Origin of the sequence: Synechococcus sp. SynAce01 (assembly GCF_001885215.1) — a bacterium.
Classification (GTDB): Bacteria; Cyanobacteriota; Cyanobacteriia; order PCC-6307; family Cyanobiaceae; genus Regnicoccus; species Regnicoccus frigidus.
The window spans coordinates 1412771-1436257 of sequence record NZ_CP018091.1 but is presented as its reverse complement, the minus strand read 5'-3'; the positions used below and the strand labels follow the sequence as shown (position 1 = coordinate 1436257).

Genomic DNA, 23487 nt, shown 5'->3' with positions numbered 1-23487 from the left:
CCCGGCAGGAGGGGCTCTCGTCTCAGGCAGTCTCTACATGAGACACAACCGGCAATCAGGCCGCCGTCAGGGTCAGCCGTAGCGATGTTCGCTGTCACGACCACTGAATGGCTACAGCCCTACTTACTGCTAATTGTAATTGAGTTGAATCTATTCTGGCTCGTTCCCAGGGCTGATTGAAAGTCTGTCACAAGCGAGCTTGGCGTTGCTGCGAGCATTGGGTTTGGTCGGCGGGAATGGATCCCTTCTTTGCCAGAACCCTCTCCTGCTAATGCCTCTGCCGACCTGATCAGCTTTCTGCAGGCGATCCCAGAGGGACGGATGCGTCGTGGGGTGCGCTTCCCCCAGTGGTTTCTGCTCCTGGTGGCGGTCCTCGGGATCTTGAGTGGCTGCCAGAGCCTGCGGGATCTGGAGCGCTTTGCCCTCCGCCATCACGCTGCGCTGAACCAGGCGTTGGGTCTTGAGCTCAGGCGGCCACCCACTGATTCCACCTTCCGCTATCTGTTCCTGCAGGTTGATGTGGCCGAGATCTGCCGGCAGCTGCAGGGGTGGATGCTCGCCCAGATCCCAGGTGGTGCGATGGGTCTTGATCAGCTCGTGTGCGACGGCAAGACACTCCGCGGCTCGATTGTCCAGACCGACGGTGGCGGCGGTGCGTTCATTTCTCAGGTGACGCTCTACTCCAAGACCCTGGGTGTGGCCATTGCCCAGGCCACCTACGACACCCGTGAATCTCACGAGCGTGCCGTACTGCGGGAGCTGTTGGCCACGATGGATCTCGACGGCGTCTTGATCCAGGCCGACGCGCTTCATACCCAGAAACCGTTTTTCGGCAGCTCACGGAGCAGGGGGCCGACTTCCTCCTCACAGTGAAAGCAAACCAAAGGACCCTGCATCGCCAGATCGGCGAGCAGTTCCTCTACTCCCGCAAGATCCCTCTCACAGCAATGGTTTCTGAACGCAGCCATGGACGCGACACCACCTGGATACTCAGGGCCAAACAGGCTCCTGACTTCATCAACGAGGCCTGGCCCGGCAGTAGCTGGATTGTTGAACTTGTCGTCAGTGGCAAGCGTCATGGCAAGCCCTCCCTCCAGCGGCACCTTTTTCTCACCAGCCTGCGCACCACGCCAAAAGCCCTGCTGCAACTGGTGAGGGACCGCTGGTGCATTGAAAGCTGGCACTGGATCCGCGATACCCAGCTCCATGAAGATGAACACCGTTATGGCGGCCCCGGCGCTGCCGTGCTGGCCACGCTGAGGACCCTGGCCCTCAACCTGCTCGGGCTGCACGGCCACTACTCGGTGAGAGCTGGGCTGGCTGAGGTGGCCCACGACATCGCCAAGCTGCTCACAATGGCTGGGATCAGGCCAGGATGGGCGACTTGATCAGACTTTCAATCAGCCCTGGGCTCGTTCCGATCAGACCGAGCATCAAGGCCTTTCGATTCACAAGGATGCTTCTTTGTGACGCCCGGGGCCAAGGGAGTTATTGTATGATTAAGGGTGTGTGGATCAAGACAATCCAATGACCTAGATTGTCGATACTGCTTCCTATGGAGAATGTTAGTACCGCTCGCCCTTTTGCTTAAATTAGTTTGCACTCAAGCACTGCATTCGTTCCTTCGTAACAATGAGACGTCTTGCGACCATCATCTACCCATGTGCTATCGGAGGTTTTTGACTGATGCGATTGATCCGGGAACTCTGGGCCTACCGCGGATTCATCTCCAGCAGTGTGAAGCGAGAGTTTGAGAGCAAATACAAGAATTCGATCTTTGGCTTTGCGTGGAACGTGGTCAATCCTTTGGCCACGATCCTTGTTTATACTGTGATTTTTGCTCAAATCATGCGTACCAGGCTCCCAGGAGTTGACAATACATTTGGCTATAGCATCTTCCTTTGCGCCGGCGTTCTCTCCTGGGGCTTGTTTGCCGAGATCACGAGCCGGTCGCAAACGATGTTCATCGAACATGCGAATCTTCTGAAGAAGCTGAGATTTCCGCGCATCTGCTTACCAGCCGTGGTGGTTGCTAATGCTTTGCTAAATTTTACCATTATTTTTTCGTTGTTCACCGTTTTTCTGTTAATCAGCGGCAGTTTTCCTGGTTCGGCCTACTTGGCATTGTTTCCGCTGCTGGTTCTGCTGGTCGCTTTTTCGACAGGCTTGGGCATGGTGCTGGGGGTGCTCAACGTCTTTTTCCGGGATGTCGGCCAGGCCTTCGGTATCATTGTCACGTTCTGGTTCTGGCTGACGCCGATCGTTTATTCTCCCACCATCTTGCCGCCGTGGACGCAGTCATTGATGGCGTTCAATCCATTGGCCGCCTTCATTGGCGCGGTTCAGGGTGTGTTGGTGAGGGGAACATGGCCGGCTTGGAGCAGCCTGACCTATATGACGATATGCGCGTTTGCACTGTGTGCTGTCGGCTTACGCCTGTTCCGCAGACACTCGGGTGAAATGGTGGATGAACTGTAATGGGCACGATCACAGTTTCCCATCTAGGCAAGGCCTACAAGAAGTATCCCAGCCGCTGGGCTCGGCTGGCCGAGTGGATCAGTCCATTCCATCAGCGTCGCCACCACCTGCACTGGGTGTTGCAAGACATTGACTTCACAGTGAATCCCGGCGAGGCGGTGGGGATCATCGGCATCAACGGCGCGGGGAAAAGCACCCTGCTCAAGATGATCACTGGTACCACCCAGCCCACCACTGGCGGAGTGCACATTACCGGTCGTGTTGCGGCGATGCTTGAGCTCGGCATGGGCTTCCATCCCGATTTCACCGGCCGTCAGAATGCCTTCATGGCGGGCCAGCTCCTTGGCTACGGGGTCGATGAGATCGCCCATCTGATGCCGGAAATTGAGGCCTTTGCCGAAATCGGAGACTACATCGACCAGCCGGTGCGCGTTTACTCCAGCGGTATGCAAATGCGCTTGGCCTTCAGTGTCGCCACAGCCCATCGCCCTGATGTGTTGATCGTCGACGAAGCGCTGTCAGTGGGAGATGCCTATTTCCAACATAAGAGTTTTGCCCGCATTCGTGAGTTCCGTGAGCGGGGCACGACCTTGTTACTTGTCAGTCACGATAAAGGAGCTATTCAGGCTATTTGTGACCGAGCTATACTACTCAATTCTGGTAGATTGGTCAGGGAAGGGGAGCCGGAAGAAGTCATGGATTACTATAATGCCTTGCTGCTCAGCGTTGAGTCAGCCGCCAAAATTTCCCAGCAGGCTGGGAAAGATAACAAGATACAAATCATTTCGGGGACCGGCAAGGCTGAAGTTACGGATATTGCATTGTTCGACAGTGAGGGCTTGCGAGTTGACGTAGTTCGCGTCGGACAGCCGGTCTTACTTCGCATTGCAGTGCAGGTTCGGCAATACAATGAGCGCTTAGTTCTAGGCTTTGGTATCAAAGACAGACTCGGGCTAATGATCTACGGAACCAATACTGATTTACAAGGTCAAGCTGTTGAAAGCATATCACCCGATGGCATCGTTTACTTCGAAATCAGCTTTTTAATGCTTCTTGGACCTGGTACTTACTCTATTCACACGGCGCTTACCAGTTCAGGCACACACTTTGTTGACAACCATGAATGGCGTGAGCAAGCATTGCACTTTAGTGTCATTAATGTTGGAAAACCCCTTTTTGCAGGGTGTACTTGGCTAGATGCACGATTTGTTGTTCATTCACAGCAAGTGGAGCACCCGTGAGTCTTCTACAAGTAATTAATAACATATTAGGCCCTACTGGCATGGTAATTGCGCCACGTAGTGCTATCAGAAACTTGCCTGTTGGCGAGACATCCAATTCGCTAGGCTTAGCCGGTGTTGATGCGTTGTTGAAGGAAATCCAGAGCACGCTCCTACGCAGTCAGATAGCTGCCAAGTGGAGTATTGTTGATTTCGTTTTCAGGAAGAACTTAGAGGAGACGTCAACAAGAGGCTGTCCGTTATGCGGATTTAAGGCGTCAGACAACCAATTTAGCAAACTAAGGTCTCACTGTATCTTTGGTGGTGGTGATTTACTGAGACATATTTGCCCTGCATGCGAAGTAATCTATGGGCCAGACAAGATGTTTGCTTTAACTGAGGCTGGACTCGCCGAGGACTATGAATGGCATTATCAAGTCTATCAAGAAGGAGACTCGACTGAGCGTGAGCTACGGGCGTTTTTTGCACTCAATCCAGACAAACGCGGTGTTTATCTGAATTATGGGGCAGGTGGTTGGTCCCGCACTGTTCAGGAATTACGAGCTCAAGGATGGATTGTCTATGCCTATGAGCCTCATATCTCTGCCACTCACAGCTTAGCTCAAGATTGGTGTGTTTGCTCTTCAGAGCAATTACAACTTATGCGCTTTGACGGAATCTTTTCGAACAATGTCTTGGAGCACTTTAGGCATCCTGTTCAGGAGTTGCAACGAATGGAACGCTTGCTACATGAAGGGGGGAGCATGGCACACGCAACACCATGTTTTGAATACCTCTATGAGTACACGAGGTTTCACTTGCACTTCTTCACCGGAAAATCAAAAGATCTCTTGATGCAACTGGCTAATCTACAGCTTGTGGAGGATATTGTCGATGGAGACTTTATCTGTCGTGTCATGAAGTCGTCGCGACAGGGCGAGTGTCATGCCTAAGCAATTTAGTTTACCTGTTATTCGTTCTATGTTATGCCGGCAAGAACATTTCGCATCCTCTTGGTACCAGATCTGGAGGCAACGTATTGCCAAAGGAGCCCCGCTACTAGAGCTCGAGAGGAAAGCCATTTGGGGCGTTGTATGGGACGGTATGAATAACGAGAAGACGATGCACCGAAAACTCTGGGAATGGTGTGCTATTGCACAAGTGCTGGAAGAACGCGGCCTGCTGGTTCCGGATCATAAAGGCATTGGTTTTGTGGTAGGAATGGAGCCATTGGCCTCACTCTTTGCTGAACGCGGTGTTCAATTGATCGCGTCAGATTTTCATGGCGAAACTGATGATTCCAGCTGGGAGGAAACAGGCCAGCTTGGAGACTCACTCGCTAGTATTCATTGGCCCGGCATTCTCAGTTTTTGCGACTTTGATGCCAGAGTAAGTTATCAAAACATCGACATGCGCGATCTGAGTCGTATTCCAAGTGAGATGTATGATTTCAGTTGGAGCTCCTGCTCTTTCGAACACTTAGGCAGCTTGGAAGCTGGCTTGCAATTTCTGATAAATTCTTTGGACTGCCTTAAGCCCGGTGGGATAGCAGTCCACACTACAGAGTTTAACGTATCTTCAAACCAGGATACCATTGAAGTGGGTGAAAGCGTGATTTATCGCAAGGGAGATATTGAAGCTTTTGATTATCGCTTACGAAAGCTTGGCTGTGCTATCGAGGCACTGGATTTTGATGCAGGATCGGAACAACATGATATTGCGTTTGATTACCCTCCTTACTATACCCATGGTCGTCAGCATGTAAAGCTGATGATTGGCGAGTATGTCAGTACCTCTATGCTGATCATCATTCGAAAAGAAATCTAATGGGTATTACTTCATATGCTCAGAACTTTGAGGACGTTATGCTTTGGCGTGCGCTTAAGCATGTCGAGAAGGGATTTTATGTTGATATCGGTGCGCAAGACCCGCTTGTTGATTCTGTAAGCCTTGCATTTTATGAGCATGGCTGGCGGGGTGTAAATGTCGAGCCGACGCAGCAATACTCAGAGCTTTTAAAGCTGGCTCGCCCAGATGAAATTGTAATGCAGGTGGCTATTGGCAACCAATCGGGCACCTTAAAATTCTATGAGTTTGCAGACACCGGTCTTTCTACCGCCGTCACTGATCTCGCTCTGAGGCACCAAGAAGAAGGCTTTCGGTATCATGAAACATTGGTCCCAGTGATATCACTTGACATGTTGTTTGACCGTATTGGTGTTCAGGATATTCATTGGATGAAGATTGATGTCGAAGAGTCGGAGGGGCCTGTTTTGGAGAGTTGGCAGAGCGAGTTGATGCTCCCTTGGGTGTTAGTGATAGAGAGTACTCGCCCTTTGACGCAAGACAAAAGCTATAACGAGTGGGAGCAACTACTCCTACGCAAGGGCTATAAGTTTGTATATTTCGATGGGTTGAATCGTTTCTATGTTTCCCATAGACATTTTGAACTTGTGAGTTCATTTAGTTCTCCGCCAAATGTATTTGATGGTTTTGTCTTGAGTGGGAGTGCCTCGCACCCTTTCTGCAGGTTTGTCGAGAACAAAGTCCAGCAAGCCGAGAACAAAGCCCAGCAAGCTGAGAGCAAAGCCCTGCGAGTTCTAGCCACTGCAGATCAATACCATGCTCAACTTGCTGCTGTTCTTGCAAGCACCTCTTGGCACCTAACCAAGCCACTGCGTTGGTCGATGGACTTCATTCACAGAATGAGGAGACTTCGTGTTCAGGTAAAGGTGAAGGAGGTTTCTAAACGTATGCTGTTCCGGGCGATCCGGGTTGTCAATAATCACCCACGTCTAAAACGCGCCGTCATCACTTCGGCCTCAAGGCTTGGCGCTGCTAACAAATTGGGAGAGTTGTATTTCGCTTGGCAAGTTCACCCTGTTGGATTCCAGCATTTTTTACCTAAAGCGCCTGAGGATCTTAACCAGTTAAGCCCTCGAGCTAGACAGATCTATGCTGATCTAAAGGGCGCGATTAAAGTTCATCAGGAAGGGCAACGCTGATGCGGATCGTTATCGATATGCAAGGCGCTCAATCTACAGGCTCATGGAATCGTGGGATTGGACGCTATACAATGTCACTTGCCTCTGCGATCGTTAGCAACCGCGGATCTCATGAAGTTATTCTTGTATTGAATGGCGCATTCCCAGACTCTATTGCTCGTGTGCGCGCTCATTTCGTAAGTTTATTACAACCGGAATGTATTCGTATCTGGAATTCTCCTAGGTCTACGGCTAGAAAGGATGCTGCCAACTATTGGCGGTGTCAAGCCAGTGAGCTGATCCGAGAGGCTTTTCTCGTAAGCCTTAAACCAGATATAGTTCTTGTCAGTAGCCTCTTCGAAGGGTTGGTTGACGATGCTGTGACCAGCATCAAGCACTTTTCGACAGACATTATATATGTGGTTATCCTATACGACCTTATCCCGCTCATACATTCAAAATCGTATCTGAATAATCCGCTAGTCAAGGGCTGGTACTTTGAGAAGGCCCAATATCTGCGTCGAGCTGATTTATGGTTAGCGATCTCTGAGTCTTCCCGACAAGAAGGCTGTCATCATCTAGACCTGCCGTCTGAGCGCTGCATAAATATTTCATCAGACGCGGACAGTTGCTTCAAGAAAATTACGATATCTCCTGATGCTCAGAAAAGTTTACGGATAAAGTATGGCCTTACTCGCAAATTTGTGATGTATACCGGCGGTATTGATCATCGCAAAAACATAGAAGGCCTTATTCGCGCATTTGCTCGGCTGGAAACTCAACTGAGAACAAACCATCAATTGGCCATAGTGTGTTCAGTGCAACCGGAGAGCCGACGCCTTCTGGTGAAACTGGCGATGGAACAAGGGCTCGGAGCAGATGAACTTATCCTGACCGGCTTCGTCCCTGAACAAGATCTGATATCTCTCTACAACTTGTGTGCATTATTTGTTTTTCCATCATTGCATGAAGGTTTTGGTTTGCCTGCACTGGAGGCCATGCGCTGCGGGGCACCGGTGATTGCAGCGAATACATCAAGCCTGCCGGAAGTTGTTGATCTATCAGAAGCCGTGTTTGATCCATATTCCGATTTTGCCATAGCTAACGCAATGGAACGTGCTCTTGCCGATGCTGCATTCCGCGAGCATCTTATCTCGCATGGCACTCAACAGGCGGCAAGATTTTCGTGGAACGAAAGCGCACGGCGTTCAATATCTGCAATGGAACGTAAATATGCCGAGCGCGATGCAGAACAAAAGCTTAATATTAGCGATCTTACTCGGCCTCTCCTTGCTTATCTTTCTCCACTTCCGCCGGAGCGCTCGGGAATTTCCGACTACAGCGCCGCATTGCTGCCTGCATTGTCGAAATATTACGAGATTGAAGTTGTAGTTGCTCAAGCGAATGTTACGGATCCTTGGATAATGGCCAACTGCCCAATCCGCACTCTTGAATGGTTTGTCGCCAACGCTGACCGTTTTGACCGTGTTCTTTACCACTTTGGTAACTCCACATTTCATGAACACATGTTCGGATTGCTGAAAGTGGTTCCAGGTGTTGTTGTGTTACATGACTTTTTTCTTTCTGGCATACTTCATCATATAGATATGCATGGATATGCTTTTGGCTACTTTAATCGAAGCATTTATCGTTCTCACGGATACCTTGGCCTTGTTGACAAAGCCCAATGCAAGGATGCTACAGAAGTAGTATTGAAGTATCCTTGTAGTAGGGAGGTGATTGAAGATGGCTTGGGCACAGTTGTTCACTCAGATCATGCGCTCAAACTCGCCGAGAAGTGGTATGGGCTTGACGAGCATAGTTTGACGGTGATTCCACTTCTGCGTGCGCCCGTATTGCAATTTGATAAGCCTGAAGCGCGTATTGCGCTCGGATTGTCTCCTACTGATTTTGTGGTTTGCTCCTTCGGGATCATTGCACCCACAAAGCTCAACCACCGCTTGTTGCAAGCATGGCAAAGTTCTGATCTGGCGGAGGCAAGTAGTTGTCGCTTAATGTTTGTCGGTGAATGCTTACCTGGTGACTACGGATCACAACTTCTCTCATCCATCACTCGCCACCCCGGCGGTTCAAGAGTCTGCATCACTGGCTGGTTAGAGCAGGAGGTTTATCGTCTATATCTGGCTGCTGCAGACTTGACGATTCAGTTGCGATCACTCACGCGTGGTGAAACTTCGGCAGCCGTTCTTGACTGCATGAACTATGGCCACCCCACGATCGTTAATGCCAATGGCAGCATGGCCGACTTGGCCAACGATAATGTTTTGATGTTGCCAGATGATTTTACAGACCAAGATCTTATTGAAGCTTTGGAGGCTCTTTGGCGTGATTGCGAAAAGCGCCAACAACTTGGTACTAATGCCTTGAACGAAATACGTACAACGCATGATCCTTTACGATGTGCTGAGCGCTATATGAATGCAGTTGAGCATTTTTATTCTACTAGACGATTCATGCCTAAAACCTTGATTCCCTCTATTGCGGCACTTTCTTCCGAAGAGCCATCTGATGATGATTTATTGTCGATTGCTCAAGCGATTGCCTTGACATTCCCGCCACCGCAGGCGCAAATGCAGTTACTCGTAGATGTCTCAGGCCTGATCAACAACCAAGTAGTTACCGGGATTGCGCAAGACGTTAGGTACATATTGAGAGAGTGGTTGTTAAATCCTCCTGTCGGCTGGCGCATTGAACCTGTTTACGCCACATTGGATCAGTCATACAGATATGCTCGTAAATTCACTACTACTTTCCTTGATGTGCAGAATGAGGGGTTGAATGATGATCCTATAGACTTCGCATCAGGCGATATTTTCTTTGCTATGGATCTACGCCCTGAATTTCAGTCTAATTATGCGGATTATTATCAGTATCTTCGCTGCCGGGGCTTGAAGGTGAAGTTTTTTATCCATGATCTGCTCTTGGTTGAGCATTATTATCACTGCCCTCCTCCTTTGGCCGATAGCTTCGCGAATTGGCTTGAGGTAGTTGTTAAAGACTATGGCGCGATATGCATTTCTAGAAAAGTAGCGGATGGGCTGCTTGACTGGATTAAGGGCAGAAAAAGTATCCAGTCTCATACGCTTATGATCGAATATATTGATCTTGCATCTGACGACACCTCTGTAGCCGTGGAGTTGGACTTGTCTTCCTGCTCAAAGCGGCTTCTTACTATGCTCCTTCAATGCGAGGAGTCTTTTCCCTTTCGGACATCAACAAAGCCTGTCCCATTTTCTAGCTAACCTTTCTGGAAGGTTACATGGTAGGTAGGTAGACGCTCCTTTTTTAGGAGTCCCTAGATATTCTTGGCCATCCGTTGAGTCTTGGTCATCTACACTTGGGCTTGAGGAGGATATCACCTTGTTGCTTTTTCGTATAGACTCAAAGTCTGCATAATACTTTGTTCCCATTGGAAGCTGGTTGAGCGTTTTAGAGCTTCTTCCTTAAGGCTGATGCGCTTTTCGGTTTCAGACACCACCGATTCCAGAGCGTGAACCCACCTCTCCAAATCATCTGGCGGGAGCAGGATCCCTGCATCTCCTACTATTTCTGGCATGGACGTACTGTTAGAACAGAGCGTGCAAGCTCCAAAGGCCATTCCCTCCAGAACGGGCAAACCAAACCCTTCATAGTGACTGGGGTAGAGATTGACAAGACAGTGCTGGTAAAGCCAAGCCAACTCACCATCGCTCACGTAGCCCAATATGAAAATGTCGCTAGCCCAGGGTGATGCCACAATCTTTTCTTCAAAGTCATCCATTAGCCATCCTTTCTTGCCAGCCAGTACAAGAGGAGTCGCTTCTCCACCTCGGTGCCGATATTGATGGTAAACGTCCAGGAGGAAGGTCTGATTCTTCCTTGGCTCAATGGTTCCTATTGATAGGAAGAAAGGGTTTCCGATGTTGAAGATCTCCTGTCTTGGTCTTTTTGGTGCTGCATTGAAGCCAGGTTGACCAAAGCGAGAGGCTGGATAAATCACATGCACTTTCTCTGGTGTGATCTGTGGGAAGTGCTTGAGAAAGGACTGCTTGGTTGCTTCGGAAATGGCCACGAATTTGTCGGCCAGCGTGACGGCCCGTTCAACGCCCTCAAGGCAGCCCCGTCGGTTCTTTTCGGTTGTCCATTCGGGGTGGTCGAGAAAGCTCATGTCATAGAGCGTGTAGATGAGTGCTCCTGGCATCGGCCAGGGAGGGCACCAGAAGTTGTTGGCATGAACGACGTCAAATTGCTCCAGAAAGTGACCACCCCTGTCATGGTCGCGCCAAAAGATTTCTGCATCTTTTCGGCGCAGAAGACGTGGCCCATAGCGAATACCCTGGCCGAGATGGGGCAGGGCAAAAGCCAGTGTGGGGTCATGGAAGAAGTCACCGAAGCTGGTCAGCAATGTGAACTCATTGGTCACGTCTGAGGTCAGCAGACCCTCAATCAGAGAGGCCGCATAGTATCCGCATCCAGCCTTGCGCCCACCCGTTTGACTCACATCAAAGGCGACCTTTAATCCACTCATCGCTCACAGCCTTCCAGCTTTTCGATCATGATCTTTTCAGCCAGGGGCAGTAACCTACGTCGTGCTTTTTTCCAATAGCGCTTCGCGCTCGATGCCTGGATCCCCAGTTCTTGATTGATGGCCGTCAGTTGCTTCCAGCCCTTGAGGATGGCTCTCCAGCTGCCTGTTGCTCCTCCCTCCGCCATCGCCACGAGCGGTTGGGTGTAAAGCAGCGTTGTTTCTGGTCGTGCGGGCCCCAGCAGAAGTTTCTGCATCAGTTTGTAGTCTGCCGATAGGCTGTACTTTTCGTCAAAGGCTTCATCTCTGTATAGTTCTGTCTCTGCAATAAAGCCCGGATGTGGGTAATGCAGCCCTCGTAAGAGCTGCTGTTTCCATTCGCTTGTGTTCATCGGCACAGGATTCACGAGCCATAGGCTTTTGAGCTGACGATCGGGTCTCCGGAAGTAGCCGATGGAAGTGATCAGTACCTTGGCCCCCTTCCTGTGCCCCTCCTGTAAGAACGCGGCATAGCCAGCTGAATCCAGCAGCAGATCGTCGGAATTAAGCACGTGGGTGTAGTGGCCGCTGGCCTGCTCCAGCCCTGCATTCATGGCCGCATAGGGGCCGCCTCGGATGTTGGCGATCCACCGGCAGAATGAATATCTGTCCGCATACTCAGCCACCAGTTCGGTCGTGCCGTCGTCAGAGCCACCATCAATGATGAGATGTTCCAGAAGCCATCCATCTCGTTTCAGAGCTTCACGGGCCGCCAGGACGCTCAGGAGGTTTTCGGCAATGGTGGCAATCGCATTCAGGCAGGGTGTAATGACCGTGATCAACGGTTGTGGATGGCCAGCGGCCTCTGTGTCAGTCTGATCAGATACCTCACAGTCCATGCCTTCAGGGGCTTTGGCCATAGGCTGGGAGCTTGTAAGCTGATCACAGCCTGCCATAGCGATCATGGTTCCAGGTCGATTGTTAGGCAATCCGCGCTTGTTTCATCCCAAGCGTTTTATTCCTTATCCTTTCCAACCGGCGTTCAATCTGTGGATTCTCTGCACATTGGTTTTGACGCTCAGATCTTTCGGCGTCAGAGCCGAGGTGGTATCAGCCGTTATTTCGATTCTCTTGCCGCTGAGCTTCTGCAGGCTGGTGTATGCGTGAGCCGTGCCTCAAGGCCACCCAGATGTTGGCTGAACCCGTCATCATGGCGTCGGGCTGATGTGGTTCATGCCACCTTCTATGGCGGCCGCCCCTACCGGCTACACAGCGAGCAGCGTCTTGTGAGCTCCCTGTTTGACATGACCCCAGAGCGACATCCTGAACACTTCTTTCTTCCAGCTCTGCGCTCCCCCCATGCAAACAAGCCAGGCTGGCTTGCTGCCTCTGATTTGATCATCAGCATCAGTGCAGCATCTGTTGATGACCTCAATTTCTTTTACCCGCGTATTCGTACCCCTGTCCATGTGATTCATCTGGCTACGGCCATGGATCAGATCCCCCCCCAGCAGGTGGATGGGCTTGTGGATCGGCGCTTCTGGCTGATGGTGGGTAAACGCCACGCCTACAAGAATGGTCAGACCTTGATGCGAGCACTGGCGATATTGCATCGTGGTTGCTCGGCAGGCTGTGATCTTCCGCTCCTTGTCTTCGCAGGTGGCGGTTCTTGGACCCCTCAAGAGCATCAGTGCATCGCCAACCACGCTCTCCAGCATGCCGTTCTCCAGCTTTCGGTGACTGACCCGATGCTCGCCTGGCTCTATCGCCATGCTGAGGCGGTGCTGGTTCCCTCGCTTGCCGAGGGCTTCTCCCTACCCCTGATTGAGGCCTTGGCTTGTGACACGCCGGTTGTAGCTTCCGATCTTGAAGTGCATCGGGAGGTTGGTCAGGGTTTCGTGACCTTTTTGTCGCCTCTCAATGCTCAGGCATGGGCGGACTGGCTCGGGAGTGGTGAAGCTGTGGATCAGCAGCGCCCCAGCCATCGCCTCGGGTCTGAGGACTACACGCGTCTTCGCCGCCATTACGAAATGGATCGTTTAGTGCGGCAACATCTTGAGGCCTACGCCCGTTTTGGCTCACATCTCTGATGTGCCTTCTTGGCAGAAGGCAGGCCACAGAAGACACGGTTTCAGGACTCAGCTGTTTGCTTTGTTGTTAATGACAAGGGTTTCGTCGTGGGGTTTTCCATTGATCCCACAACGTCAAATCCCTCCCGCCTTAGAATGGATTCCTTCGCAGCTTCTTCCTTGTCGCAGGCGACCATTTCTGCCACCAGCTCTTCCAGTGTGGTGGTGGGCGTCCAGCCCAGTCTTTCCTTGGCTCGGGTGGGATCACCCAGGAGCGTTTCCACTTCCGCTGGACGGAAGTAGCGGGGATCAATCCTTACGATGGGTGTTCCATTGTCAACTGGAGAGCCGATCTCGCTGAGGCCTTCACCGCTCCAAGTGATACCATTCCATCCCAGGTGCTTGGCGGTGAGTTCAATGAACCGCGTTACACTTTCCTGACGGCCTGTGGCGATCACGAAATTCTCCGGTAGCCCCTCCTGCTGCAACATCAGCCACTGCATCTCCACATAATCACGTGGATGGCCCCAATCGCGAAGCGAGTCGAGGTTGTCCATGAAGATGCAATCGTCAAGCCCGCCATCAATGCGGGCAAGGCCTCGTGTGATCTTGCGGGCTACGAAGATTTCGCCCCACTGTGGTGATTCATGGCTGAACAGAGTGCCAGTGTAAGCATGCATTTAATAGGCTTTACAGTAATCGACCCCGATCCAGCAGGCATAAAGGATGGCAACACCATAGTGGCTGCAGGGAAAGAAGATAGCTCTCTCCTTCTTGTATATTTTCTACAGCAAGCCATACAACACACTTGTAGAGGACCGATAAATGCGAGCCTTGCTGGTGAGCCCAAGGGGATCCGCCACGGCTTCGAGGAGGCGAAGGGTTCACAGAGCGTCGGAATTGGCTGTGTATTCAGTAGTTTCATAGTTCACAGCCACGTGACTTTGAGCACCTTGAGTATAGATTTATGCGGGCTGCACCTTTTGGATGATGCGGATCAAGTTGGTACTATCCGTGAGATCGCCATAGTGCAGGTTCAGATGTGGATTGCGTTCATGAGGGTCCTGATAGAGGTGGTCGAGGCGGTTGGTGTTGAAGCTGCTGGCGCGTCGCTGGATGCCCCTGTACCTCACAACTCTTCTAGTGCAGTAGTTCCGCAAGACAGGAACCCTCTTGACCGGTAATTCCAGTGATCAATGCGTTTTGGCCATAGAAGTTAAAGGTTGATTGGAGAAGTGAAGGTCACCAAAACGCAGGGATCCAGAACGTAGTTTTCTGTGTTAGATGAGTCTCTCTTCGTACATTCGTTGGACGATCTCAGCCGGTGACACCTGAGCCTTCCAGCCGAGATCGGCGGCGATGAGGCTAGGATCCATGGCAGAGTATCTAAGATCACTTGGCCGCAGGAAGGTGGCGTCGCTGATCAGGTAGGTTTCTACGTCCAGCCCAGCAGCAACAAAGGCCAGGCGTACAAACTCACGCAGTGATGTGGTAACACCCGATGCAATTAAGTAGTCCTTGGGCTCTGGGGCCTGGAGCATCTGGTGCATGGCCAGCACATACTCAGGCGCCCAACCCCAGTCGCGCCAAATGTCGAGATTGCCGAGTCTTAACTCATGGCTATCTCCCCGCTTGATGCTTCGTACTCCTTCAATGATCTTCTGGGTCACAAAGCGTGAAGGCCTGAGCGGTGATTCGTGGTTGGCAAGAATACCCGTGCAGCAGAAAATACCATAGGCCTCACGATAGTTTGCCACCTGCCAGAAGGCTGTGCTTTTGGCGACGGCATAGGGGCTTCTGGGATGGAAGGCAGTTGTCTCATTTGCCGGTTTCTGCTGGGTATCACCGAAGCACTCCGAGCTGCCAGCACTGAAGAGACGTGTTGGTGCGTCAAGGTAGCGCAGCACCTCTAAAAAATTTAACGTACCACTGGCGATTGACTCCATGCATTCAACAGGCTGCTCAAACGAGAGCCCCACACTCGTTTGCCCGGCAAGGTTATATACCTCAGTTGGCTCGATAGATGACAGTGCCTTAAGCACGCTTCGGAAATCGTTGGGGGCCAAGGAGATGAGCTCAATGTCTTGATCGGCGCCGAGCCTGCGCAGACGACTGGTATCACTACTTTGGGCATCGCGACTACTGCCCACTACCCGGTAACCCGACTCAAGTAGATGGCGAGCCAAATATGCCCCGTCTTGGCCGGTGATGCCGGCGATGAGTGCTGTGTTGCTCATTTGTTATGTATTAGAATTCGAGGAATAGAGTGGTTTCCCCAACTTAATGAATAAATCTGCAGCTTTTGCTGGAATTACTTTGATTCAGCTCATGACTGGCATTTTGTAGTTTCAGATTAGCGTTTTCTAGTCCCTGAGTGGTATCATATGGTTTCAGAGTGGTGTTTTCCAGGTCCAGAGTAGCAGGAGCCAGCATCTGACTGGTGCTATTTAATTGCTTAGCCATTTAGAGCAATTGCTTTCGAGCCCTGGTTCCTGAATATGGGGCAATAGAAGTGGAAGCGAAGACGCAAGGAGGTCTTTCGAAGTGATGAGCTAGTTCGTCCCTAATTCTGATGTGCACCACTAAGGCGGGTGCCTTGGCGATTTTTTGAACAGCAGCGCTCAACCTGCTGAGGCTGGCCGGCTTTCAACAGATCCAGGCCGGCTTGCAGTTCGTGTCCCACGACATCAATTAACTGCTGGCAATGGTACGGAAACAGCCAGAAGCCAATCGTTGCTGAGACTCTGAATCCGCCCTGTTGCCAGGGTCCACCAGAGTTCCCGATTGTTCCAGAGGCTCTGGACGAAACGCGGTGTCATGGACTTGAACTTAGACGACCCCAGCGACGGCACCAGCTCCTCTGATTTGACTGGGGGGCACCCTTTAGGGCATGCTCTTGATTCGGCGGAAGCGTCGAATCGCGGATGTAGCTCAGTGGTAGAGCATCTCCTTGCCAAGGAGAAAGTCGAGAGTTCGAATCTCTTCATCCGCTTGAATCAGCCAATCGGTCGCGCACCAGCAAGGTTTGGGCGTGGCCGTAGCTGAAACCGAGTCGCTCGTAGAAGCCAGCTCCCTGGGTCGTCATCAGGTAGATCCGCTCGGCCCGCTTGATCGCCGGTGCGTGCAGCAACTCCTCGACGATGCTGCGGCCCAGCCCCTGACCCTGGCTTGCCTCGGCCACCACCACGTCCCAGAGCACAGCTCGGAACACCCCATCGCTGGTGGCTCTGCCAAAGCCGAGCAATTCGCCCTCCCGCCAGGCACTCACCACGGCGCTGCTGCCCCCCAGCATGCGGCGCAGGTCGTGGCGGCTGCGGCCGCAGGCCCAGAAGCTGTGGGCATCGAGAAACTGCTGCAGGGCGCCAAGACGCCAAAGCAGCCGCAGCTTCAGCGGTCCGTGGGCGATCAGCCTGATGGCCGCAGGGCCAGACACAGCTTCAGCAGAGGGTGGGCGGGCAGGCATGGCGTTCCAGGGCCGGCTGCCATCCTCAAGCTTCACCGGCCAGCCCCTTTCCAATCTGCCGGCAGACCCTGCCTTGAGCCGTCATTAGCGGACGCTGGTGAGGCCAAACCCCTTGCCCTGCCTTGCTTCTTGCAAACGTTCAGAGGTTCAGCGGTGATAAGCTGAAGCCAATAAGGTGGCCGCTGCAATGCTCAAATTCCTGCTGGGTGATCCCAATGCCCGCAAGCTGAAGCGCTTTCAGCCCCTGGTGTCGGACATCAACCTGCTGGAGGAGGAGATCGCCCCATACAGCGACGACCAGCTGCGTGGCAAGACTGCCAGCTTCAAGGAGATGCTGGCGAAGGCGGAATCCCCGGCCAGGCAGCGCCAGCTGCTTGATGAGTTGCTGCCGGAAGCCTTTGCGGTGGTGCGCGAAGCCGGCAAGCGGGTGCTGGGCATGCGCCACTTCGACGTGCAGCTGATCGGCGGCATGGTGCTGCACGAAGGCCAGATCGCCGAAATGAAGACCGGCGAAGGCAAAACCCTGGTGGCCACCCTGCCGGCCTACCTCAACGCCCTCACCGGCGCCGGGGTGCACGTGGTGACCGTGAACGACTACCTGGCCCGCCGCGATGCCGAGTGGATGGGCCAGGTGCATCGCTTCCTTGGCCTCTCGGTGGGGCTGATCCAACAGGACATGCCCCCGTCCGAGCGACGGCGCAACTACGGCTGTGACATCACCTATGCCACCAACAGTGAGCTGGGCTTCGACTATCTGCGCGACAACATGTCCAACGACATCGAAGAGGTAGTACAACGAAGCTTCAATTACTGCATCATCGATGAGGTCGACTCCATTCTGGTGGATGAAGCGCGCACACCCTTGATCATTTCAGGCCAGATCGAGAGGCCCCAGGAAAAGTATCGACGGGCTGCCGAGATCGCCGATCAGCTACTGCGGGCCGAAGGAACCTCCAAAGACGGGATCGACCCCGAAGGTGATTACGAGGTAGATGAAAAACAGCGCAACGTGACGCTCACCGACGAGGGCTACGCGAAGGCAGAAGAGCTGCTAAATGTTCAGGATCTGTTCGATCCTGCAGATCCCTGGGCCCACTACATCACCAACGCCCTCAAGGCCAAATCCCTGTTCATCAAGGATGTGAACTACATCGTGCGCGGCGAGGATGCCGTGATCGTCGATGAGTTCACTGGTCGGGTAATGCCTGGTCGCCGTTGGAGCGACGGCCAACACCAGGCGATTGAAGCCAAGGAAAACCTGGCGATTCAACCGGAAACGCAGACTCTTGCCAGCATCACCTATCAGAATTTCTTCCTGCTCTATCCGCGTCTGGCTGGCATGACCGGCACCGCCAAGACCGAAGAAGTGGAATTCGAGAAAACTTACAAGCTCGAAGTGACCGTTGTACCCACCAACCGCACCCGTTCACGCCTGGATCTGGTGGATCAGGTGTACAAGAACGAGGCCGCCAAATGGCGCGCCGTGGCCGCCGAAACCGCTGGCATCCACCGGGCCGATCGGCCGGCGCTGGTGGGAACCACCAGCGTGGAGAAATCAGAATTGCTCAGTGCCCTTCTTGCCGAACAGGGCATCCCCCACAACCTGTTGAACGCCAAGCCGGAGAACGTGGAGCGGGAGGCTGAGATCATCGCCCAGGCCGGCCGGGCCGGGGCCGTCACGATCGCCACCAACATGGCTGGACGCGGCACCGACATCATCCTCGGTGGCAACAGCGATTACATGGCCCGCCTCAAACTGCGCGAGGTGCTGCTGCCCCGCCTGGTGCGTCCGGAGGAGGGCCACCGTCCCCCCGTTCCACTGCCGCGGGAGGCTGCCGGCGGTGGCTTCGGCAGCAGCCCCTCCGGCCTGGCCCATGCCCCCAGCGAGGCCCGCGCCATCGGCGCCCTCTACCCCTGCGCCCTCACCGACGCCACCGAACAATCCCTGGTGGAGCTGGCAAGGGAACTGGTCAAGGCCTGGGGCGATCGGGCCCTCTCGGTGCTTGAACTCGAAGACCGCATCGCCCAGGCGGCCGAGAAGGCCCCCACCGACGACGCCCAGATCCAGAGCCTGCGCCAGCTGATCACCCGGGTGCGGGCCGAATACGATGGCGTGGTCCAAGAGGAGGAGGAACGGGTGCGGCAGGCCGGCGGCCTGCACGTGATCGGCACCGAACGCCATGAATCGCGACGGGTGGACAACCAGCTGCGTGGCCGCGCCGGCCGCCAGGGGGACCCGGGCAGCACCCGCTTCTTCCTCTCGCTGGAAGACAACCTCCTGCGCATCTTCGGTGGGGATCGGGTGGCCGGTCTGATGAATGCCTTCCGGGTGGAAGAGGACATGCCGATCGAATCGGGCATGCTCACCCGCTCGCTCGAGGGAGCACAGAAAAAGGTCGAAACCTACTACTACGACATCCGCAAGCAGGTGTTCGAGTACGACGAAGTGATGAACAACCAGCGGCGTGCCGTGTATGCCGAACGCCGCCGTGTTCTGGAGGGCCGGGAGCTGAAGCTGCAGGTGATCGGCTACGGGGAGCGCACCATGGACGACGTCGTCGAGGCCTACGTCAACCCCGACCTGCCCTCGGAGGAGTGGGATCTGGCCCGGCTGGTCTCGAAGGTGCAGGAATTCGTTTATCTGCTGGCCGATCTCACGCCTGAGCAGTTGCAGGGCCTGTCGATGGAGGAGCTCAAGGCCTTCCTGCGCGAGCAGTTGCGCAATGCCTATGACCTCAAGGAAAGCCAGGTGGATCAATCCCGTCCCAACTTGATGCGCGAGGCCGAGCGTTTCTTTATCCTCCAGCAGATCGACACCCTCTGGCGCGAGCATCTCCAGGCCATGGACGCCCTGCGTGAATCGGTGGGGCTGCGCGGCTACGGCCAGAAAGATCCCCTGATCGAATACAAGAACGAGGGCTACGACATGTTCCTCGACATGATGACTTCGATGCGCCGCAATGTGATCTATTCAATGTTCATGTTCCAGCCCCGCATGGAAAACAGCCCGGCCGTGGCCACCGGCTGAAGCCGAGCCGCCCAGCGGCCCCCGCCCCGCTCAGTTGCTGGTGCTGGTGGCGGCGGAATCACTGGCAGCATCCTCGCCGAGGAACTGGATGATTTCGCGATCCTTGAGGTTCTGGGAGGTGCCGCCGCAGGCTTCCTGCAGCGGACGCCCGGCGGCCACCTCGCGCAGACAGTGCTGCAGACGGCTGAGGTCGCCTTCGAGCGCGTCGATGCGCTCCATCAGATTGCGAATCACCCTGGCTTCCGCATCCGGCAGCTGGGAGTGGGCCAGGGGGTCGATGCGCACCCCCGATTGATGCACCACCCGGCCAGGGATGCCCACCACGGTGCTGTCGGGTTGAACGTCATGCAGCACCACCGATCCAGCGCCGATGCGGGTGTTCGATCCAACGCTGATCGCCCCGAGCACGTTGGCGCCGGCGCCCACCACCACGTTCTCCCCCAGGGTGGGGTGACGCTTGCCGTGCACCTTGCCGGTGCCGCCCAGGGTCACGCCCTGGTAGAGGAGGCAGCGGTTGCCGATCTCGGAGGTTTCGCCGATCACCACGCCCATGCCGTGGTCGATGAACACCCCGGAGCCGATCCTGGCGCCGGGGTGGATCTCCACGCCGGTGAGGCTGCGGGCCAGCTGGGAGAGCAGCCGCGGCAGCAGAGGAATCTGGCAGCGCCAGAGCCGGTGGCTGAACCGATGCAGCACCAGGGCGTGGAATCCCGGATAGCAGAGCAGGATCTCCAGGTTGCCACGGGCGGCAGGGTCGCGCTCGCGGATGATCCGGAGATCGGCGGCCACGGTGCTCAGGAGTTGCCGGAACGAGGAACCCAAGGCAGACGGGGAAAGGTGGACGGGAGAAGAACGGGGAAGGCCTGCTGGGAGGGGGGCGAGGCAGCTCAGCCGGCCTGGGCTGACTCCCGATCCAGGAGGCCGTCGGGCGGGGAGGTCAGGCCGATCTCCTTACGCAGCAGGTCGATGGTGGCAGCCCCCAGGTAGCTCTGGGCACAGTGCACCTGGGGCAGGCGCATCAGCTGGGACCGATTCTGGCGCAGGGTCTGCTCAACCAGCGGCAAACTGGGCCTGTCGCAGAGCACATGGCTGGCGGCACGCAGCAGCGCCAGCAGGCGGCTGCCGACATCCGGGTTGGCGGTCATCACCAGCAGATCGTTGCCGCGCATGCTGTGCAGAATCACCTCGGCCGCCCGCAGGATGCCGGGGCTGATGCTCACCAGCCCCACGCAGCTGCCGGTGCGCAGTTCCTTGAGCAGGTCGAGCTCGTGGCGGAAATCATTGAGGTCGACGGCCACCGCCCGCACCCCATAGCGATGGGCCAGCTCTTCGACGGTCTGCAGGAAGTAGCGGCTGGTCACCACGGTGCCGTTGCTGGAGGTTTCGAGCACCGCTTCGAGCTCCTCGAGCGGCACCACTTCCACCGGCACCTCCAGAACAGGCTCCAGCTCCTCAGCGATCAGCAGGGAGGCGCCGATGTCCTCCCGGGGTGTGGAGACCAGCACCCGGGCGCCGCAGCGCAGGCGCCAGTCGATCTCGCGGGTGATCAGCTCGCGGGCTTGCTGCAGGGTGCAACCGGCATTAAGCAGCCCGTCGACCGACTGCCGCACTTCCCGGTCAATGTCGGGGCGGAGGCGATTGCGCAGCCCCGGCGGCACCTTGAGCTCGCGGGGCTTCTGCTGGTCGCGCACATAAATGCCGGAACCAGCCATGGCCTCTACAACGCCGTCATTTTCGAGTTGGCGGTAGACCTTGCTGATTGTGTTGCGGTGCAGGCCGGTCTGCATCGCCAGCTGGCGGGTGCTGGGCAGCCGGTGGCCGGGCGGGTAGTGGCGCGCCGCGATGGCGAAACAGATCTGGTTGTACAGCTGGGTCGACGCCGGGATGTCGCTTTCCTGCTGGATGTGGAATCGCACGCCGGTGGGAACCTGCAGCTTTGCCGCCACCCTACGGAGCTTCTGTCCCGGTGACAATTCCCCCTTTGGCATACGGGGCTGTGCCGGTTGGGGCCAGGAGCGCTGCTCAGGCCTCGGCAGGGGCGTGGTCGGCCGTGGTGATCTGACGCACCGGTGAGGGAATGGTGCGCACCGCCTTGGCTGCCAGGGCAGCAGCATCCTTCTCCTTGGTGAGTGGAGTTTTGCGCGGGGTGAGGAACATGCTCATGTTGCGGCCTTCCCGCTTCGGATCCTGCTGGATCTCAGCGCTCTCTTCGAGGTCTTTGGCCATGCGATACAACAGCACTTCAGCCAAGGCTGTGTGCTGGATTTCCCGACCACGGAAGATCACCGTGCACTTGACCTTGTCACCGTCCTTGAGGAAGCGGACGGCCTGGCTGATGCGCACCTGGTAGTCGTGGGAGTCGATCTTGTAGCGCATCTTCACCTCCTTGACTTCCGTCTGGTGAGATTTTTTCTTGGCTTCCTTGGCCTTTTTCTCCTGCTCGAATTTGAACTTGCCGTAGTCCATGATCCGGCAGACCGGCGGATCGGCCTTCTCGCTGACCAGCACCAGATCCAGATCCCGATCCTTGGCCACCTCCAGGGCCGCTTCCCTGGTGATCACCCCGAGCTGGCTGCCGTCGGCATCGACCACCCGCAACTGGGGGTAACTGATGCGGTCGTTGATGTTGGGGAGCTCCCGCACAGGAGCGCGGCGATCAAAACGGGGACGAGGTGGCATTCAAAGAAGCGAGGGGACGGAGCGGAGGTGCCGCTCTTAGGACGTCTGGGCGGGAGGCAAGAGCTTGAACTTTCCGAGAGCCTGATCGACAGATCAATCCCTGGAAACACCCAGACCTTCACTCTAGGCCGCTCTTGACCGCCCTTAAGGCCTGTCCCAGCAGATCCTGGCCTTCGAGCCAGAGGGGCTGGTGCTGGCGGCGGAACCAGGTGCGCTGGCGTTTGGCGTACTGGCGGGTGCGCCGCTCGGTAAGAGCGATGGCCTCGGCTTCGCTGAGCTCGCCGGCCAGGGTCTGCCTGGCTTCCCGATAGCCGATCGTGTCGAGCAGCGGCAAAGCCTCGCCGTAGCGACCAATCAGTGCGGCGGTTTCCTCGAGCAGGCCGCCGCTGAACAACTGGCGGCTGCGCGCGGCGATGCGGCTTGGCAGGTCAGGTGGATCGAGGCCGAGTTCGAGCACGCGCCAGGGAGGCGGATTGCGTTTGCGCTGGCCCGTGAGGGGGCGGCCGGTGGCATAGAGCACCTCCAGGGCGCGCACGGTGCGCACCGAATCGGCAGCGGCAATCCGGGCGGCGGCGATCGGGTCGGCCTGGGCAAGCAGTTGGTGGCAGCTGGCCTGACCCAGGCGCCCCAGCTGGTCACGCAGGGCCGGCTGGGGTGGCACGGCCGGGGGCTCGAGTCCCTGGATCAGGGCCTGGAGGTAGAGGCCGCTTCCGCCCACCAGGAAGGCCATACCCCGACGCTCCCCCTCGGCGGCGATGCTGGCGTCTGCGGCCTGGCGGAAGTCGTGGAGGTTGATCGGCCGATCCGGTGAGCGCAGTTCGAGCAGCTCATGGCGTACCCGGGCCCGCTGCAGCGCTGTGGGCTTGGCGGTGCCGATGTCCATGCCGGCATAGAGCTGGCGGGAATCCACCGACAGAACAGCCAGGTCGAGGGCGCCGGCGATCTCGATCGCCAGGTCGGTCTTGCCGGCGGCCGTGGGGCCGAGCAGAACGATCACGGGCAGGGGTTGGGGAGCCATCGGGTCGGCCGCTGGGCGGAGGCGAAAACAGGGGACTGGAGCAG

The 23487-nt window shown here is 55.5% G+C and carries 18 protein-coding genes, 1 tRNA gene and 1 pseudogene; 11 read left to right on the top strand and 9 right to left on the bottom strand.

All coding sequences use genetic code 11. The features are described 5' to 3' along the window. Positions 1-249 precede the first annotated feature (249 nt). From BM449_RS07510 to BM449_RS07475, 8 genes are all read left to right on the top strand, one after another. A complete protein-coding gene (locus BM449_RS07510) occupies positions 250-873 on the top strand; it encodes an ISAs1 family transposase (RefSeq protein WP_071799867.1) in 624 nt (207 codons plus the stop codon). Next, a complete protein-coding gene (locus BM449_RS07505; RefSeq protein WP_071799869.1) occupies positions 870-1388 on the top strand; it encodes an ISAs1 family transposase in 519 nt (172 codons plus the stop codon). Before BM449_RS07510 ends, BM449_RS07505 begins: the two co-directional genes overlap by 4 nt. Before the next feature lie 304 nt (positions 1389-1692). Then, positions 1693-2478 (top strand): ABC transporter permease, encoded by a 786-nt coding sequence (locus tag BM449_RS07500; RefSeq protein WP_205526818.1) that lies wholly within the window; start codon positions 1693-1695, stop codon positions 2476-2478. After that, positions 2478-3719, top strand: a complete 1242-nt coding sequence (locus tag BM449_RS07495; RefSeq protein WP_071800715.1) for an ABC transporter ATP-binding protein — start codon at positions 2478-2480, stop codon at positions 3717-3719. Before BM449_RS07500 ends, BM449_RS07495 begins: the two co-directional genes overlap by 1 nt. A gap of 41 nt (positions 3720-3760) precedes the next feature. Continuing rightward, entirely contained in the window at positions 3761-4651 is an 891-nt protein-coding gene (locus BM449_RS14485) for a methyltransferase domain-containing protein (protein WP_083544457.1), read from the top strand. Beyond that, positions 4644-5525, top strand: coding sequence for an SAM-dependent methyltransferase (locus BM449_RS14985; protein ID WP_145536872.1), 882 nt, complete (start codon positions 4644-4646; stop codon positions 5523-5525). The genes BM449_RS14485 and BM449_RS14985 overlap by 8 nt, the downstream gene beginning before the upstream one ends. Continuing rightward, a complete protein-coding gene (locus tag BM449_RS07480; RefSeq protein WP_071800713.1) occupies positions 5525-6703 on the top strand; it encodes an FkbM family methyltransferase in 1179 nt (392 codons plus the stop codon). Before BM449_RS14985 ends, BM449_RS07480 begins: the two co-directional genes overlap by 1 nt. After that, positions 6703-9945, top strand: a complete 3243-nt coding sequence (locus tag BM449_RS07475; RefSeq protein ID WP_083544456.1) for a glycosyltransferase — start codon at positions 6703-6705, stop codon at positions 9943-9945. The genes BM449_RS07480 and BM449_RS07475 overlap by 1 nt, the downstream gene beginning before the upstream one ends. Before the next feature lie 113 nt (positions 9946-10058). Here BM449_RS07475 and BM449_RS07470 read toward each other — a convergent pair whose 3' ends face one another. Next, complete coding sequence (locus BM449_RS07470; RefSeq protein ID WP_071800711.1) at positions 10059-11210, bottom strand: glycosyltransferase family 1 protein; 1152 nt, start codon at positions 11208-11210, stop codon at positions 10059-10061. After that, on the bottom strand, positions 11207-12106 hold the full coding sequence (locus BM449_RS07465; protein ID WP_071800710.1) for a glycosyltransferase: 900 nt from the start codon (positions 12104-12106) through the stop codon (positions 11207-11209). The genes BM449_RS07470 and BM449_RS07465 overlap by 4 nt, the downstream gene beginning before the upstream one ends. A 384-nt stretch (positions 12107-12490) precedes the next feature. On the opposite strand from BM449_RS07465, the gene BM449_RS14980 reads away from it, so the two are divergent. Then, a complete protein-coding gene (locus BM449_RS14980; RefSeq protein WP_162922854.1) occupies positions 12491-13276 on the top strand; it encodes a glycosyltransferase in 786 nt (261 codons plus the stop codon). Between the two features lie 41 nt (positions 13277-13317). Here the strand turns inward: BM449_RS14980 and BM449_RS07455 are convergent. Both BM449_RS07455 and BM449_RS07450 read right to left on the bottom strand, forming a co-directional pair. After that, a pseudogene (locus tag BM449_RS07455) lies at positions 13318-14452 on the bottom strand (GDP-mannose 4,6-dehydratase). Positions 14453-14535: 83 nt separating this feature from the next. Next, a complete protein-coding gene (locus tag BM449_RS07450) occupies positions 14536-15492 on the bottom strand; it encodes a GDP-mannose 4,6-dehydratase (RefSeq protein WP_071800708.1) in 957 nt (318 codons plus the stop codon). Between the two features lie 683 nt (positions 15493-16175). On the opposite strand from BM449_RS07450, the gene BM449_RS07445 reads away from it, so the two are divergent. After that, positions 16176-16247 (top strand) — tRNA-Gly (locus BM449_RS07445). Here the strand turns inward: BM449_RS07445 and BM449_RS07440 are convergent. Further along, positions 16239-16718 (bottom strand): GNAT family N-acetyltransferase, encoded by a 480-nt coding sequence (locus BM449_RS07440; protein ID WP_071802074.1) that lies wholly within the window; start codon positions 16716-16718, stop codon positions 16239-16241. The genes BM449_RS07445 and BM449_RS07440 overlap by 9 nt on opposite strands. 187 nt (positions 16719-16905) lie before the next feature. Between BM449_RS07440 and secA the strand changes: the two genes are divergently transcribed. Beyond that, a complete protein-coding gene (gene secA, locus BM449_RS07435) occupies positions 16906-19746 on the top strand; it encodes a preprotein translocase subunit SecA (RefSeq protein ID WP_071800707.1) in 2841 nt (946 codons plus the stop codon). A gap of 30 nt (positions 19747-19776) precedes the next feature. Here the strand turns inward: secA and cysE are convergent, their stop codons facing one another. The 4 genes from cysE to miaA all read right to left on the bottom strand — a co-directional run bounded on the left by cysE (position 19777) and on the right by miaA (position 23443). Next, positions 19777-20568 carry a serine O-acetyltransferase gene (cysE, locus tag BM449_RS07430; RefSeq protein ID WP_071800706.1) on the bottom strand — a complete coding sequence of 264 codons (792 nt, stop codon included), beginning with the start codon at positions 20566-20568 and terminating at the stop codon, positions 19777-19779. Between the two features lie 65 nt (positions 20569-20633). Further along, positions 20634-21662, bottom strand: a complete 1029-nt coding sequence (locus BM449_RS07425; protein ID WP_071802073.1) for a GntR family transcriptional regulator — start codon at positions 21660-21662, stop codon at positions 20634-20636. 106 nt (positions 21663-21768) lie between these two features. Continuing rightward, positions 21769-22425, bottom strand: coding sequence for a translation initiation factor IF-3 (infC, locus tag BM449_RS07420; RefSeq protein ID WP_071800705.1), 657 nt, complete (start codon positions 22423-22425; stop codon positions 21769-21771). A gap of 118 nt (positions 22426-22543) precedes the next feature. Beyond that, a complete protein-coding gene (gene miaA, locus BM449_RS07415) occupies positions 22544-23443 on the bottom strand; it encodes a tRNA (adenosine(37)-N6)-dimethylallyltransferase MiaA (protein WP_071800704.1) in 900 nt (299 codons plus the stop codon). Positions 23444-23487 lie beyond the last annotated feature (44 nt).